18 protein-coding genes are annotated in these 15,931 nt (G+C 37.5%); 3 read left to right on the top strand and 15 right to left on the bottom strand.

Features of this window, described 5'->3' with window-relative positions; genetic code table 11:
- Positions 1–22: 22 nt before the first annotated feature.
- Positions 23–1,072 carry a M42 family metallopeptidase gene (locus LVD51_RS17375; protein ID WP_236972637.1) on the bottom strand — a complete coding sequence of 350 codons (1,050 nt, stop codon included), beginning with the start codon at positions 1,070–1,072 and terminating at the stop codon, positions 23–25.
- Between the two features lie 92 nt (positions 1,073–1,164).
- Here LVD51_RS17375 and LVD51_RS17370 point away from each other — a divergent pair, with 92 nt between their 5' ends.
- A complete protein-coding gene (locus LVD51_RS17370; protein ID WP_236972636.1) occupies positions 1,165–2,661 on the top strand; it encodes a lipopolysaccharide biosynthesis protein in 1,497 nt (498 codons plus the stop codon).
- A 6-nt stretch (positions 2,662–2,667) separates the two neighbouring features.
- Here LVD51_RS17370 and rsgA read toward each other — a convergent pair whose 3' ends face one another.
- From rsgA to pelA, 10 genes are all read right to left on the bottom strand, one after another.
- Positions 2,668–3,636 (bottom strand): ribosome small subunit-dependent GTPase A, encoded by a 969-nt coding sequence (rsgA, locus tag LVD51_RS17365; RefSeq protein ID WP_236972635.1) that lies wholly within the window; start codon positions 3,634–3,636, stop codon positions 2,668–2,670.
- A 3-nt stretch (positions 3,637–3,639) separates the two neighbouring features.
- On the bottom strand, positions 3,640–4,407 hold the full coding sequence (locus LVD51_RS17360; RefSeq protein WP_236972634.1) for a geranylgeranylglyceryl/heptaprenylglyceryl phosphate synthase: 768 nt from the start codon (positions 4,405–4,407) through the stop codon (positions 3,640–3,642).
- Between the two features lie 216 nt (positions 4,408–4,623).
- On the bottom strand, positions 4,624–5,145 hold the full coding sequence (locus LVD51_RS17355; RefSeq protein ID WP_236972633.1) for a hypothetical protein: 522 nt from the start codon (positions 5,143–5,145) through the stop codon (positions 4,624–4,626).
- 774 nt (positions 5,146–5,919) lie between these two features.
- Positions 5,920–6,303 (bottom strand): VOC family protein, encoded by a 384-nt coding sequence (locus LVD51_RS17350; RefSeq protein ID WP_236972632.1) that lies wholly within the window; start codon positions 6,301–6,303, stop codon positions 5,920–5,922.
- A gap of 179 nt (positions 6,304–6,482) precedes the next feature.
- The gene (locus tag LVD51_RS20160) at positions 6,483–7,295 is read right to left on the bottom strand and encodes an AraC family transcriptional regulator (protein WP_236972631.1); all 813 of its coding nucleotides are present in this window, start codon (positions 7,293–7,295) and stop codon (positions 6,483–6,485) included.
- A 263-nt stretch (positions 7,296–7,558) separates the two neighbouring features.
- Positions 7,559–7,987 carry a DUF1330 domain-containing protein gene (locus LVD51_RS17340; protein WP_236972630.1) on the bottom strand — a complete coding sequence of 143 codons (429 nt, stop codon included), beginning with the start codon at positions 7,985–7,987 and terminating at the stop codon, positions 7,559–7,561.
- 193 nt (positions 7,988–8,180) lie between these two features.
- Entirely contained in the window at positions 8,181–8,549 is a 369-nt protein-coding gene (locus tag LVD51_RS17335) for a VOC family protein (RefSeq protein ID WP_236972629.1), read from the bottom strand.
- Positions 8,550–8,573: 24 nt separating this feature from the next.
- Positions 8,574–9,074 (bottom strand): DUF7000 family protein, encoded by a 501-nt coding sequence (locus LVD51_RS17330; RefSeq protein ID WP_236972628.1) that lies wholly within the window; start codon positions 9,072–9,074, stop codon positions 8,574–8,576.
- A 104-nt stretch (positions 9,075–9,178) separates the two neighbouring features.
- On the bottom strand, positions 9,179–9,529 hold the full coding sequence (locus LVD51_RS17325; RefSeq protein WP_236972627.1) for a TfoX/Sxy family protein: 351 nt from the start codon (positions 9,527–9,529) through the stop codon (positions 9,179–9,181).
- Positions 9,530–9,655: 126 nt separating this feature from the next.
- Positions 9,656–10,753 carry a pectate lyase gene (gene pelA / locus LVD51_RS17320; protein WP_236972626.1) on the bottom strand — a complete coding sequence of 366 codons (1,098 nt, stop codon included), beginning with the start codon at positions 10,751–10,753 and terminating at the stop codon, positions 9,656–9,658.
- 466 nt (positions 10,754–11,219) lie between these two features.
- On the opposite strand from pelA, the gene LVD51_RS20050 reads away from it, so the two are divergent.
- The gene (locus tag LVD51_RS20050) at positions 11,220–11,342 is read left to right on the top strand and encodes a hypothetical protein (RefSeq protein WP_262912800.1); all 123 of its coding nucleotides are present in this window, start codon (positions 11,220–11,222) and stop codon (positions 11,340–11,342) included.
- 896 nt (positions 11,343–12,238) lie between these two features.
- Here the strand turns inward: LVD51_RS20050 and LVD51_RS17315 are convergent.
- The 3 genes from LVD51_RS17315 to LVD51_RS17305 all read right to left on the bottom strand — a co-directional run bounded on the left by LVD51_RS17315 (position 12,239) and on the right by LVD51_RS17305 (position 14,010).
- Entirely contained in the window at positions 12,239–12,667 is a 429-nt protein-coding gene (locus tag LVD51_RS17315; RefSeq protein ID WP_236972625.1) for a hypothetical protein, read from the bottom strand.
- A gap of 130 nt (positions 12,668–12,797) precedes the next feature.
- The gene (locus LVD51_RS17310; RefSeq protein ID WP_236972624.1) at positions 12,798–13,376 is read right to left on the bottom strand and encodes a hypothetical protein; all 579 of its coding nucleotides are present in this window, start codon (positions 13,374–13,376) and stop codon (positions 12,798–12,800) included.
- 112 nt (positions 13,377–13,488) lie between these two features.
- A complete protein-coding gene (locus LVD51_RS17305) occupies positions 13,489–14,010 on the bottom strand; it encodes an RloB family protein (RefSeq protein ID WP_236972623.1) in 522 nt (173 codons plus the stop codon).
- A gap of 82 nt (positions 14,011–14,092) precedes the next feature.
- Between LVD51_RS17305 and LVD51_RS17300 the strand changes: the two genes are divergently transcribed.
- Complete coding sequence (locus LVD51_RS17300; protein WP_236972622.1) at positions 14,093–14,281, top strand: hypothetical protein; 189 nt, start codon at positions 14,093–14,095, stop codon at positions 14,279–14,281.
- Between the two features lie 280 nt (positions 14,282–14,561).
- Here LVD51_RS17300 and LVD51_RS17295 read toward each other — a convergent pair whose 3' ends face one another.
- On the bottom strand, positions 14,562–15,854 hold the full coding sequence (locus LVD51_RS17295; RefSeq protein ID WP_236972621.1) for an AAA family ATPase: 1,293 nt from the start codon (positions 15,852–15,854) through the stop codon (positions 14,562–14,564).
- Positions 15,855–15,931: the final 77 nt, after the last annotated feature.

Raw genomic sequence — 15,931 nt, 5'->3', positions numbered from 1 at the left:
TCGGTTAATTAAAATATTTCTTTTACACAAACGACCAGTCGTACTGATCCAAAGTCGTCAATGCTTGTTTTAGCAATTCAATGGAAGCATTGACATCGTCGATATGAACGGTCTCAATAACTTGGTGCATATTGCGAAGCGGGATTGATATTCCACCAGTAATGGCTCCCATCTTCCCAAATTTTTGAATAGCTGCCGTATCCGTTCCTCCTGCAGGCAATATTTCATTTTGCCATTTAATGCCTTGTGCATCGGCCGCTTCTTTCAAAAAGCTCACCATTCTATAGTCGCAGATCACACTGCCGTCTAATATTTTTATAGCCGTCCCTTTACCCAATTGAGTAACATTCTCATGAGGTTGAGAGCCCGGCACATCGTATGCAATAGTCACGTCTAAGTTGAATCCAAATGCGGGATCAATGTGACCTGCAGCATTGATAGCACCTCGTAAGCCCACTTCCTCTTGAACCGTAAATACCGCATAAACATCATAGGGCAATTCCCTACCCTTCAAAGCCCTAAGACATTGAATCAATATAAAGACCGATACCCGGTTATCCAGGGACTTACCATTGTAACAATCTCCCATCAAAATCAGTTCACGCTCCCGTGTTATGGTATCTCCTACTCTTATCTTCGCCTTGACTTCTTCTGGTTTAAGACCAGTATCTATAAAATAATCTTCAATTTTAGGCGCCTTATTGCGATCCTCTGGACTCATAATGTGGATGGGTTTCGTCCCCATTACCCCAATTACATCTTCGCGGCCATGGACAATTACTCGTTGAGAGGTCAGTGTCTTGGGATCAAAACCACCCAAGGGTTGGAATTTAATAAATCCTTGGTCATCGATATGGGAAACCATAAAACCAATCTCATCCATATGGGCGGTAACCATTACAGCCTTTGCCTCTTTTCCCTTTCTCTTCCCGATCACACTACCCATAGAGTCGACATATACTTCATCCACTAAATCGGTAATCTCAGCTATAATCATTTTCCGAATGGCTTGTTCATAACCCGGTACTCCAGGACACTCAGAAATTTTTTTTAAAATTTCAAAATCAGTCATCTATTATAATTTTTAGAAGGCTAAAGATAAGAATCCTTATCTTTTAAAACGAAATACTATCTTCGCATTTGGTTCACAGATCAGAAAATTCTATGGCAACAATAAAACGACTCGCAAGCGATACCATGTGGTATGGACTGAGCAGCATGGTAGGACGTGCCATCAATATTTTACTTTTTCCCATAATCACCGGAGCGCTGTCTGTTGCCGAGTTTGGGAGTTATAGTTATCTCTATTCCTTCGTAGCCGTTGCCTTTGTCATGTATACCTTAAGATTGGAAACGGCCTATTTTAGGTTTGAAAAAAATCCGAGCAAAGAAAATAGTCACTACAGTCAATCCCTTATAGTGATTGCTGGACTTTCGATGATATTGAGTGGATTGATATTTGTATTTGCTACACCGATAGCCGCCGTACTTGGACTACCACTGTCTTATAGTCCATTTGTCCAGATGTTGGCCATCATATTACTATTTGATGCCATCAATGAAATTCCTTTTGCCAAACTGAGATTGGAGAGTAGACCTCGTCGTTTTGCCTTTATCAAAATCACCATGATATTGGTCAACGTCTTTATCATTGTCTTTTTATTTAAGATCTGCCCAGCCCTCATCGATGCGGGATATACCGGATTTGAAAAAATCTATCGTCCCGAGCACAATATGGCTTATCTATTTGGCGCCAATGTCGCTTCTAGTTTTTTTGCCTTTATCCTGTTGTGGTCCCAGTGGAAGTCTTTTGTCCTAGAGCTGAATATCAGTATCATCAAGAAAATGCTTAAGTATTCCCTGCCATTGACCATCGTGGGATTGGCGGGTATCATCAATGAAACCACAGATCGAATATTTCTGCGCAAAATACTACCCTATGACAGTGAAACCGTCTATGAGATCATCGGTATTTACTCCGGAAATTATAAAATAGCCATGTTTATTGCCCTGTTTACCCAGGCTTTCCGCTATGCTGCAGAACCCTTCTTCTTCCAACAACAATACAAATCCGACTCCAACATTCTTTACGGCAAAATCACCACCTATTACACAATTTTTACGGCCTTTGGTTTTTTAGCCGTCGGTCTTACCCTTCCTTGGCTTCAGGATTTTATGCTGGACAAACCCGACTACAAATCCGGCTATTGGGTAACACCTGTCATCCTGTTGGCCAATCTGTTTTTGGGCATTTATTACAATCTCAGTGTTTGGTATAAATTAACCGATAAGACCCATTATGGAATGGTGATATCATTGATAGGAGCGGCCATTACCATTGTGGGCAATATTGTATTGATTCCCATAATCGGATATATGGGTTCGGCCTTTACCACCCTTCTTTGCTACGCCGCTATGACAGTCATTAGTTTTATTATGGGTAGAAAACACTATCCATTCGCGATTGAATTTCCCAAAATTGGCTTTATTCTGTTTCTCACCTTTGGATCGTATTTGATATATGAAATATTATGGCATCACTCGACATTTGACTCTGGATGGTGGATGGCAATGCGCATAGTATTTTTCTTCATCCCCCTCATCATCTACGCTTACTGGGACAGGGAACAAATTATACAGATCCTTAAAGGCAAACTATAGGATTTTTCAATAATGGGTATGTCGCTCCCAATAGTTTTGATCTTCTATTTCGTCTAAAATGGCCAAATAATTATCGTATCTAATGACAGAGATATAACCATTTTCTATGGCTTCTTTAACGGCACAACCCGGTTCTTGGCGATGGACGCAATTCGAAAATCGACATTGTTGAGAATAAACAAAAAACTCTCTAAAATTATGAGCTACATCCTGAACCTCTAAGTTGTTAAATCCCAAGGTCTTTATCCCTGGAGTATCGATAAATTTGGTAGAGCCCGCATGGGTATTTTCTTTGAAATCAGGGCTGTACATCTCTGCAAATGTAGTAGTATGTTGACCTTTGCCCGAATAATCGGACAAATCCCCCTCTCGCAGTGTCAATTCTGGGGCGAGATAATTGAGAATAGAACTTTTACCTACTCCGGATTGACCACTTATCACCGATGTCTTATTCAGTAGGGCTTCCTTCAATTGATCCATTCCATTACCTGTCTTTGCAGAGACGGCCATGGTTTGATATCCGATCTGTTGATAGACTTCTTCCAAGACTTCCAAGACCTCTAAATCTTCAGCAGAATACAAATCCGACTTATTGAATACGATGACAACTGGTATATTATGTGGCTCGGTTACCAATAAAAATCGATCGATAAATCCCGGCTTTAGTTCAGGATTTTTAATAGTTACGATAAGGATGGCTTGGTCAATATTGGCCGCCATCAAATGCATAAAATGCTTCTTTCGCGGACTTTGACGTAAAATATAATTTTTTCGTTCCAAAATAGAAACAATGACTCCACTCTCTTCCTCTACATTCTCTATTTCTATCATTACCTTATCGCCTACGGCCACAGGATTGGTCAATTTTTGTCCATCTAATCGAAACTTCCCTTTTATCCTGCATTGATACAATTCCTCATTCACTGAAACCGTATACCAGCTACCGGTTGATTTTATTACCACACCCTCCTTCATATTCTATTTTGGTAGTGAAATTTTATCGTTTAAAATTTCCATCGCAGTGGACATTTCCTTTAAAAACTCTGGATTACTTTCAATGGCATTGCCTACTACAATTATATCAGCTCCGGCTCTACAGATGTCAATGGCTTGTTCTGCACTTCGAATGCCTCCACCGACAATGATGGGCAGGTCGATTTCTTGTCTCACTCGCTTAACCATTGATACAGGGATGGAGTCCAAGGCTCCGCTACCGGCATCCAGATATATAATCTTCAAACCCAGTTGTTCCCCCGCCAGTGCCGTACAGGCCGCTATATCTTCTTTGTCTCTCGGGATGGGAAAAGTATTGCTCATATAGGATACAGAATTGGGCTTACCACCGTCAATCAACATATATCCTGTCGGTAAAATTTCTAGATTGCTCTGCTTCAGATATGGAGCAGCAATAACCTGCTTACCAATCAACAATTCGGGATTGCGTCCCGATATTAGGGACAACAATAAGACGGCATCGGCATGACGAGACAGCTGATAGGTATCTCCTGGAAATATAATAATGGGAATGGATAGTTGAGATTGGATCTTTTCTATACAAATATCCATATTGTTTTGAACCATTAGACTTCCCCCCATAAAAATATAATCAACTGGATATAATCTAATTTGACCGATCAATAAATCTAAATCTGAACTCCCCAATTTATCGGGGTCGATCAACAAAGCAAAGCACTTTTTATTATTGCGCCTATGCATGTTTAAATCTTCCAGTATCTTACTTTTCATATAAATCAAAGATAGATAAAAATGTGATTGTAAAAATAACTCCCCTATAATATATATTGAGGAAATTCGATATCGATATATTACACTGCACTGGTCTTGGTCTACTATGGTTGCAATTCCAATTTTCTAATTATATATTGATACAGTATAAAACCTCGACATCTGGATTTTATTTCAAAGACAGATTTATCTATATCATTCAAACAACTTCGAAAGCTATGCAGAAAGAATATCTTTTAATAGGAGAAAGTTTTTATAGTTTTTATTGAAATTAACCATAGAATACCATTTTGAATTATTAGTCAAACGATATAAGTATCCCTCATCACTTTGGGTTAGAAGATCTATTTTTATCTTTTCACCCCATGATTTCCATGTCGACTTCACTTTTAACTGAATTTCATTCTCGTTATCAATTATTTTCATGGACTGAGTTAGGGGATTAGATTGCAATTTTTCTTTTAATGTCATCAAATTGTAATGCGAACTAATCCGAAGCCCCTGATTGGCAGATAATTCTGCGGCCACTGGATCTTTCATACTCAATGATTTAATATCTGATTGATACACAAAGCCCAATATCAATGATAGTAATATTCCAAAAACGATAGAGGATATCATCAATACCAAAAAATTTATTTCATTGGCCAGCACTATGTCAAACAACCATGAAATGATAAAATAACTAACCGCAGTTAGGATAAAAAATTTGATATAATATTGCGTCGCATACTTCATTGGGTCAATGTTTACTAAAGTGATATAATAATTACAATAAAGTCGGTCTTGGACATCTAATACGAATGATACCTTATGCCTTTATTATTAGATTCGCCCTTAACTAATTCCAAAATTTTAGAATATAAAAATGGAAATCACCGAGGACAACTTCATTGTAAAATGTGCAATAAAAAATACTTTGTCTTCAAAAAGTTCATGGTTCAGTATACTTCGTAACCTTCGGTATAAGTCTTAAAATAACCAATTAAAATTACGAGGATAATGAATCCAACACATGACCGAATGAGACATATATAGAGTCGGCTTCACGATCACGGTATTCTATACGAAATGTATTTCGTATAAGTCTATTGGGGATAGATTTGATCGATATCTCTCACCGCAATAAAGTATTGGGATGAAAAATATTTCAATCCTAAATTTAATCAATATTTTACAATTCTACAAGTTGAAAAATGATTACCACCAATTCTATGGTCTGGAATAGCAACCTAATAATATGATTCCATCCATTGGAGTGTTAGGTAAAGGCTGGATCGGGATTTTCCACTAATCTCTATACCAGGTCAAGAAATAAATGTTAGCCTTGGGCCAGCTTGAGATTTTCCGTAGATTTACCGTAGATTTTCCCTACGTCCTAATTGGACCAGGCTGACTACAACCAATGAAAGTGTAGGTTATAAGTCGAGGGAATATTGGACTTCGATTGATCAGCCTTCCAATATTCCCCCAATTAAGATCAAAGATATTTAAAATGATTCATCGTTATATTCAGCTCTCTTCCGGCGCTGTATAAGACACAATATCAATTCCGATACCATTGGGATCGACAATGGAAAAATGTCGATCTCCCCAAGCTTCATCGCGCAAACTCACCTCAATGGGAATCCCTCTCTCCTGGAATTTCTGGTAATAGCGATCGACATCGTCGACTTCGATAGTCAAGAACATTCCTTGCCCACTAAATGGTTGTTGAAAAATGGGTTGTTGACTGGGATGGTGAGGTTTTAAAAAAGCGAGTTCTGCCTGTTTATTTTCATTGTGCAACAGCAAATAGAACTCATTTTCGAAGCTGACCCCAAAATTTAATTCTTTGATATAAAAATTCTTAGTTTCTTCTAATTTCTCGGTTACAATTCCTGCATTTAACTTCATCTTTAAGTGGTTTTAATTTTACATAAAATTTAAATTATCAATTATTTTACCAAATGCATTTGGTATTCATCCAACCTTATCGAATTCCTAAACCGCCATCAAGGTGGATTTATACGAAATACATTTATACTTCAAAGTTAAATGGGGGAATCAGTCTACCATTGTAAAAATCGGACATTTTACCGAAAGGCCTGCATAGGAGTGACACCGTATAGACTTTTAAAATCCTTGATAAAATGAGCTTGATCATAGTAGCCTAAACCGTAAAACAATTTATTGTGCTTTAAACTTTGAGCAGAAGGTTTGGCGTGAAGAATATTTTGAAACCGGATCACTTTGCTAAAAGTTTTGGGTGATGTACCTATATATTGGTTAAAAATCCTCCTCATTTGACGATTACTTAAGCCGGTGTTTAGATCGGATTCGGTTTCTACTACCCCGTATTTCTTTAAGATGAGGTGCAGGGCTTCATAGAATCGCATATCGTATTTGAGGTCGGCTACCGCCAGTGCCTCATAAAAGATTTGATTCAATGCTTCAGTGACGGCGACAAAATCCTGACCTCCAGAAAGTCTTTGTTTTAAAGCCGTTGAAATTTGAGGTAAAACACTGGCCAATTCCACTGTTTTATTACTCCATTCAGATGCATTTACATTAAAAATTTGAGGCAGCATAGAAGGGAAAAATCGAATCCCTATATAGTCAAAGGAAGGCTGTAGTGGAAATGCAGTATATTTTTTACAAAACCCCATGACAAAACTCTCCTCCGGACAGGTATTGTCAAAAAAAATATCGATGCACCCATCGGCGACCACTCTATATACAAAGGGATTAGATAGGGGCTTCGTCGTCTTGAGCTGCCAAAAACAATAAATCGAATTTTGCAAACTGGGCTGAGGCAGTATTTCATGGTAAGACACCCATTCATCGGTGGCCAATATGGTAGGCTGAACCGGTTTATAATAATGCCTTAATAATTCAAATTCTTTCACTGCGGTTAGCTATCTATTCTATAATACTATTTGAAATAAATATAGGTATTCGATAAAGTATTATACGAATTACATTTTATAATGACGGAAAAGATTTTGAGAGTATTTGAAGTTTGACGAGGCTAAAAACACAGGCATAGCCGTAGCTACGGCGAGTATTTTAAACGAAGTAAAACTTCTAATAAATCGAAAGATTACCGTCAATTATAAATGTAATTCGTATTAAACCTAGCATTGACTTAAATATTATATCCAAGGCCGTTTTATGGAAATGACAATTCCTCAATGGGCAACAATCTTGAATCGACGAGCGCAGCATTGCGATGACCTACTCCTTTTAAATATTCCTCGTTTTGGGCAAATTCCATAAATGCAGCCACACTGGCATGTTTCACCAACAATACAGCATCCCAATCTTCTGCTGCTGGGCCAATGAGAAAAGGTCCCGCTTTGCCATAAAACAACACTTCACTGCCGGCTTTTTCTAAAAATGGCATGGTATGATCCATATACAATTGATAGGCTTCTTGACCGGACCGAGGCGATTGATTTGCCAATTTAGGAGATTGACTATAATCTGCCACCTCTGCAAATTTTAATAAATTGAGCATTACTACTTCGCCTTTAATGCCCCTTCTGTAAAATTCAATGCCTGCCTCTTGGCTAGCATCCAAATAGGAATCTCTAGTCATATTCTAATATTTTACTTCAATTTCTATAAAAGTCTATTCCATAACTCCCCACTCTATTCAGAGTTTATAAATATAATTATACGAAAATGTAGTAAAAAATATAATTAAAAAATAGGTTAATAAATCATCAATTGATTTATACCTATACCCCATTGATGCCATTGTCCGCCCTAATTCCCAAGATCTTCGAAGTCTATTTCTCCGAATGTAATCCCACCTTATTCCCCTCACAATCTTTAAAATGAGCCATAAAACCGTTGGCTCCAATCGATGTCTTAGGAAGCAAAACCTCTCCTCCAGCAGCCTCTACTTTGGAAAGTGGGCCACTCAAATCCTCTCCCCCATTGAGATAGATTAAAGAACCTTTCATCGATGGCTCATATCCTTGGGATTGAACGATACATCCACCTATCCCATTTTGGAGATCTGCTGCAAAAAAAGCCGACTTCATTCCGGCCATTTCCATCACCTGCATCTCCTTCCCCAATATTGTCTCATAGAATTCTTTTGCTTTATCAAAGTCCTTTACTGGTATTTCAAACCAATTAACAGCGTTTTTCATATTTGTATTTTTATTCTAATTATCTTATCCATGTTGTAAATCTCCCATACTGTGATGTATTTCTTCCACAAACAGTACGAGGCTCTTATCAATGGTATCGGTTAATTCATCTTTTTTAGAAAAATTGGGATTTTCCACCAAGAAATATTGGATAATGGCGTGTTGAGGATCCAGACAGAGTGGAAATATATTAAAATTGCGTTTTTTTAAGTCCTGCCAATATTTGCGTTGATAGTTTTTATTTCTAGCGACCAACCATACTTCGAATCGCCAAGCCCTGTGGTTAAAGACTATGGCCAATTTCAATCCCTTGGGTTTAAAATCCTTAGGGGTAAATGAAAAATAACTCATATCCATATACCCTTGATACAAATTACCCACTACATAATCTTCGGGATATCGATGGATAAGTTCAGTTCTTAAAGACGCCAAATAATCCATAAGTTGTCTATACCCTCTTTGAATTTGTCCTACTTCTACTTGTCGTCGATATTCGAGAATATCGGCCTTATTATATTCCTCCATAATTAACACCTAGATATTTCAAGCAGTTCTGTGGGTAGACAACGTCCTTTAATCCCTGTCACTGCCCATATTTTTATTCCTATCACCATAGTCAATTGTAATGATTAGGATTTTTTCTTCTTTTTACTCGATTTTGCTTTTGGATTAAATTCAAGACATTTTTCGATCCAAAATTCTAAATCTTTATCCATATCAAATCCCTCTTCAGTTATAGTTAGATATCCTTTCATGGGACGACTGCCATTGATCATTTGTGAAGCACCTGGTTTTTGTACCAATTCATCAAAATTTTCAATACCTACCCGAGCCATTAATCCCCCTTTGAAAATGCCAATACTCATCTTTTCATCCACCATCCAAGTTATTCCTCCCATCATTTCTTTTTCATAAAAATTTACCTTTTTACGTTCCATATACAAGGTAATCTTGTCCGCTAAATGCCTATCATATGCCATGACGCCTGATTTTAATTTACTTACAAATATTCAACGACAACAATTTACTTCAAAATATCACCTATTCCACCATTTCCTTCCTCATACAGGCAACATTTGATCTTCATAGTCTTATATTTAGCCGATTTATGGTCTATTTTTCCATTCACTCACCAATTCACTCGGATAGGAAGTATACCAACTATAGCCATTCCTTCTCTCATAACCAATATCAGCTAACCTGTGCTTTTTGACTCCATCTCTATCGCAGAAAAAAGGTTTACGGGTTTTCAAATCATAGAATCTGGCCAATAATGGTTTGGCATTGGGATCGCTAAAAACAAATCGATCTAATTCTCCATCCTTATTCCTTATTTTTTCCACCTTCACTCCCTCTATTTTAACATCTTCCAACCATTGAATAGCTCCATCTATGGCGGCGACAATCCTATCTGATGGTTGATCGATACTCATTAAAAACTTGATAATTCGAATAGATTCGGCCCCACTAAACGACTCCAACTCATAGCTTCTGGCTTTGGCTGGAGCCAAGGTTACTGCATCGTGCTGAGCGCACCATACCGTAGGTTGGCCGCGGTCGACAATCTGTGTATTCAGTATACATTCTATACCCAAGTCATAGGCCTGCTGCACTCTGCGTTTTACAAATGGATTTAAACGCAATTCTTTTAAATCTTTAGCGTCCTCGATAATATCTCTTAAAAAATACATGATATTCACCATGGCATTATCGTTGTAGGTGATATGGTCAGAATAGGTTACCTCATCTGCACGCCTAGAGGGAAAAAACTGAGGCCAACCCCCGTTTTCGTATTGTGCCTCCAAAATATATTCTATGCCATTTTCAATAGCTTTTCGATATTCATGGTATTTGTGATGACTGAAAACCTTGGCCAAAAAACGCAATTCGGTAATGGTTGCTCCATTGTCAAATGTGGCCCCAATTTCGGATTTTCCCGAATAGAAATCAGACTTCTGTTCATCGGTGAATTCATGGTGAAAAGGCTGATTTTTCGGCCAGCCACCGACATCTTTTTGCGCCACCAACAAATTGTCTGCTACTGCAAGAGCTTGAGCGGAACTATACCACTCTGCTGGCATTTTGCTAGCCACATAATCCCAACTCAGAGAAAGGTAGTCTTCGGTATGGTGATTGGTTTGAGCAATTAATGCCACCACATTAAATGTAAAGAACAATGCAGTGGTATATATAAATTTCATCATGACAATTAATTTTTTGGAAATTTTCATTGTAATCGCGGCTATTAATATACAAATAACCCATGATTAACATAAGGCATCAGAGCAATATAGCAAATAAATATTTGCACAACGTAAAAACAACCCAACAAATAGGCATTCTCCTTTAAAAAAATAGCCTCACGATGAGTGATACGAATTACATTAATAATTTAAGGTAATCTTTCAGTCCTGTCTTTACGGGGTGGTGTGATAACACGGTATATGGTCAGCAAACAACATTTTACCATCAAATTCAATGATTGATGTGAATTGAATGACACCATGTATGGTGATCCTTATGGATTTGTCACACTTTTTGCCCAGCATCTCTTATGTTCCCCGCTGGCGGGATGACTGAATGCAGTTGCACGAAGTGCAACCCAATTGATTAAATACGACTGAAATAAGTAGACCAATAGGTCTACCAGATGGACTAAATGTCCATCTGATGAAGGAGCCGAAACCTCCGCGTTTCGGGAGGGCTGGGGATGAAGGAACCGAGGCCATTGCGCCGAGGCGTGACTGCCCCGTAAATCTACAGCAAACATCATTTATCTATCAAATTCAATGATTGATGTGAATTGAATGACACCATGTATGGTGATCCTTATGGATTTGTCACACTTTTTGCCCAATCTATCCTATTATATCATTACAGGGAATGAAAAGAAATGATCTCTTCGTGTCTGAAGATTGACAATGCAAAAAGTCCGCCAAATCAATTTTGTTTGATGCCAATACACCTCACCCATCCGAGGGAATAATCCCTCGGTTCCCTCATCAAATGCCTTTAGTAGGCATTTGGCTCTTTGAGCTGCATTCGGTCATGCCTCTACAAAATGGCGTGATTACCCCGTAATTCGTTAGGGTTTAGCCACTGGCGTTGGGCAAACCAATCTAATATAACAAGAGAAAAGTCCTGAAAGGACGTAGTCTAATAGCATAGGGTGAAACCCTATGAAAAGGATGCCTTCCTAGAAAAAAGTCCTGAAGGGACGAGGGAATTCATTTCTATCGTCAGCAAACAACATTTTTCTATCAAATTCAATGATTGATGTGAATTGAATGACACCATGTATGGCGATGGTCATGGATTTGTCACACTTTTTGCCCAGCATCTCTTATGTCCCCCGCTGGCGGGGGTTAGGGGGTGGATATGCCATGAAATTTGTATTAATATTAGATTACCGAGTATATCGTCAGCAAACATCATTTTTCTATCAAATTCAATGATTGATGTGAATTGAATGACACCATGTATGGTGATGGTCATGGATTTGTCACACTTTTTGCCCAATCTATCCTATTATATTATTACAGGGAATGAAAAGATATGATCTCTTCGTTTCTGAATTTTGCTTTATGATATTCGATCATTTGTTTTAGCTAGTAATTCCCATATAATTTCCTCCTACCGTTATTGGACATAAGGAGATAAAATCTTGTTTATCTCAATATAAGGTTGGTCTACAAAACCACCTTAGTCGGAATAGGTTCAATCGCTATACGCCACAACAACAATGCTAAAACCAAGGTCACTACAGAAAATATCCTCTCAAAATGAGTCACTGCCAAAAGATTGCCTAGGGTATTTAGACAAAAATAACCGCTCAGTACAAACATGGCAACCTTCAAATATCGCTGATATTTACGGTATTTCTCCCCACGAGATCTCATCCATACCAATACAAAAAACAAGAGGGATACTAAAAGAGAGATAATTTCAAAATTACGCAGTTCTGAATATGTTTTTAAGCGCCCGCCCCACAGAAAATCAAGAGGTAGAAAATCAAAAAAAATCATGGCTATCAATATTGATAAATGAAAGCAAACCAATAATCCCAGGATTGCCAAACAACTCTTAATAGCCCGTTGATAGGACAGTATTTTTTTCATTTTGCAATAAAATTTGATCGATTAATATTATCTATGAAATTGTTCATAAGTAGTTATATTTTCATCTGTAATGACAAATGTATTTAGTATTACTAGTTTAATTATACGAATTAAATTCGGTCGTACTCCTTCACCCGATAGGTTTCTCATTATTCTTCTTCCGAAAAGCCTGAACAATAAAGAGGACAATAACCATCATAAATCCAAGAAAAAATAAGGTAGTTACCATACTTTTAACAATGGTAAAAAAATGACTTGCCGACATGGTAGAGGTCGACAAATTAGGGTATGAATTCAATAATAAAATAATGCAAATATTTTCTAAATAATCCGCCGTACCAGCTATTATGGGAAGTATACAAAAATACCGCCATGGACCATCGAGTTTGCCCAATCTATAGAGTAAATATCCCATTAACCATGCATAACTAATGGCAAAAAGTCCTGGATAAATCATATCCCAAGGGATCTGGCTCAACAAATAATCACGACGACCATTCTCCCCCAAGGCAGAAAATAAAGACCTAATGTAGTCCGGTGAATATCCCGAAGGCATCATATCTAGTATTTTCATCCCTCCACTACTCTCCATAACTTTGGGGATGGAGTAAAACAACATAATCATATAGACGATGTTGGTGACCAACAATAGCCCAATCACCTTCGGCGCCGACATATTTCGACTGATTACTCTCTTAATTAAGTTCATATTGTTATGGTTATATCCAATTTATCAAAACACCTCTCCACCTATTCACAATATAACAATCAGACGTCAAATAACATGGAACAATGATAAATTATACACTAACCCTCTCTCATTACTCATTCAATTCCAGTAATTCCTCCACCAATTTCCACACCATTGTACATGGATTCTGATTGGCATAATCCCAACCCTGCCCGTAAGATAATGCAAGCCGTTTACCATAGCGAATAGCATTTGCTTGATTACCATACTCTTTTAATAATGCATACATTTCCTCACTATTTTTCTTATATCGGTAGTCATTGCCAAGTATTGGCTTTAGATTATTCTCAATTAAACTTGGATAATCCATACGTGACATTGCATTTTCTAAGTATTGAAAATGTAATAAATACCATAATTCGAAGGCCTCATTACTCCATGCGCAACCAATTTCAGGTTGATGATCTTTACAGCGGTAGACAGCACTATTGAAATTGTTGGCAGAAAAACTATCTCGGTCAAATACCACCCACAATCGATCTATATTCCTATTAAAATTTTTTTCGTATTCATTTTGTAACCGTAATGCTTCATTTAATAGAGATTGAGTATTTCTGCCCGTTCCTTTTACATCAATCTGATAAGCTGTCATTACTCCTTTAGGTAAATACGAATTACATTTATAATTGATAAGCTCACCCACCCACGACACGGAGGTGAAAGAGCATGACAGAATGAAGTTACACGAAGTGCAACCCAATTGGTTAAATACGACTGAAATAAGTAGACCAATAGGTCTACCAAATGGACTAAATGTCCATCTGATGAAGGAGCCGAAACCTCCGCGTTTCGGGAGGGCTGGGGATGAAGGAGCCGAGGATCCCACCCCTCCGGTGAGTGGACAAAAGCACCAGAGCCCGTAAATCGGGCTCTGGCGAGAGAAGTCATGCTCACCGTAGCATGACGAAATAACATTACATTCGTTGATAATATTTAGAAATATTACGTCTAGGCGCAGTGAGAATTCGCTGTCGAATTTTATACACTCTAGTCGCAGCCCAGTGCCAACTCCACCCGGAACGCTGAGGTTCCGGTTCCCTCGCCAAAGGTCGATTTACGACCTTTGATCCTTCAGATTTTGCTCGGTCATCTTTCGCTTTTGCTCTTGTCGTGCAAACCGCTTTTGAATTTCATTAGGGATTTTTATTTTTCTTGCCATTCGGTTATCATATTTGAAAGATTCCCAATAAACGGAATAGCTCCATAACGTCCTTCAATATAATCTTTTTCAAATGAACGATCTTTTCGAATTGTCTTTCCTTCTTCTTTATACTCTACCAATGAATACATATCCGAAGCCCCAAGCCGATCCTTTTCGACAAAATAAATTTGATCTCTTCGAAAGCTACCATAGTTCAATAAATTAGTATCATGGGTTGCAAAAATAAGTTGGGCATTTTTAGGGTTAAACTTTTTAGAGTGTATAAGACGAGTAACAGCTAAAGTTAGCAATGGATGTAAACTAGCATCCAATTCATCAATTACCAGAACTCCCCCCTCATTTAAAACATCAAAAATTGGCCCGGAAATATTAAAAATTTTATTGGTACCTGATGATTCTTGACTTCTCATATCGAACTCTACCTGACCTACCGCTTGGCCTTGATCATTAAACTTTTTATGTATAGTCTTAATATCGATTTTGAATGCTCCTTCAAGATCAGTTAACAATTGCCTCACAATACTTTCGGGCATATCTTTAGGAAGCTCTTGTGGATCAAAAGGCTTTTTATTTATAGCAACATCCTGAAATCCCAAATCTAGGTTATTATAAAAATTGAGCAACCTAAAATTTGTATCTTTGTTTTCCAACATTCTGAATGTAACGCTTTTATACCTTTCATGAGAGAGACCGGAAATGGTAATAAAATTATTAAACCAATGCATTATCTTTTTAGCCACTTTGCCATTAAACTGGTCTACTACCGAAAGAAATAGTGCATTATCTCTAGTTCGTTCTTCTAAATCTTTCCCTTCTGGAAAATTATTCATCACTTCAATTCCATCATTCTCTCGTAAAAACAAGGGTTTTTCTGCATTTTTAATAGCTTCAAAAAGCCATTCTGAATGTACTTGATCATCATCCACCTCAAAACCATATCGATATCGAATATTATCAATAATAAAAATAACCTCAAAAAGGGAAGGCAATTTTTCTGTTTCTGTACTTAACAAAAAGGGAATTACCCCCAACTCATCCATGGAAGATTGATTGAAAGAATGTAATACCATTCTCCTCATCGTAGACATCGCTTTGATAAAATTACTTTTACCACTGGCATTGGCACCGTAAATAACAGCTCCTTTTAATAATTTGGTCTTCTTAGTTAAAAATAAATTTTCATCAATATGCTCTTTGATTGATGTCGCAACAAGACTTAACGTTGTTTTCACTTTGAATGAAAGAAAATTACCCACTGAAAATTCGAGTAGCATACTTAATAATTTATGAGATTAATTCACAAATTACATCAATTCAAACAAAAAATTACCCAAATATGAGATTTTTTCTC

Origin of the sequence: Membranihabitans marinus (assembly GCF_021729155.1) — a bacterium.
GTDB classification, from domain to species: Bacteria; Bacteroidota; Bacteroidia; order Chitinophagales; family Saprospiraceae; genus Membranihabitans; species Membranihabitans marinus.
The sequence above is the reverse complement of the archived record's forward strand: the minus strand, read 5'-3'. Positions and strand labels throughout refer to the sequence as shown.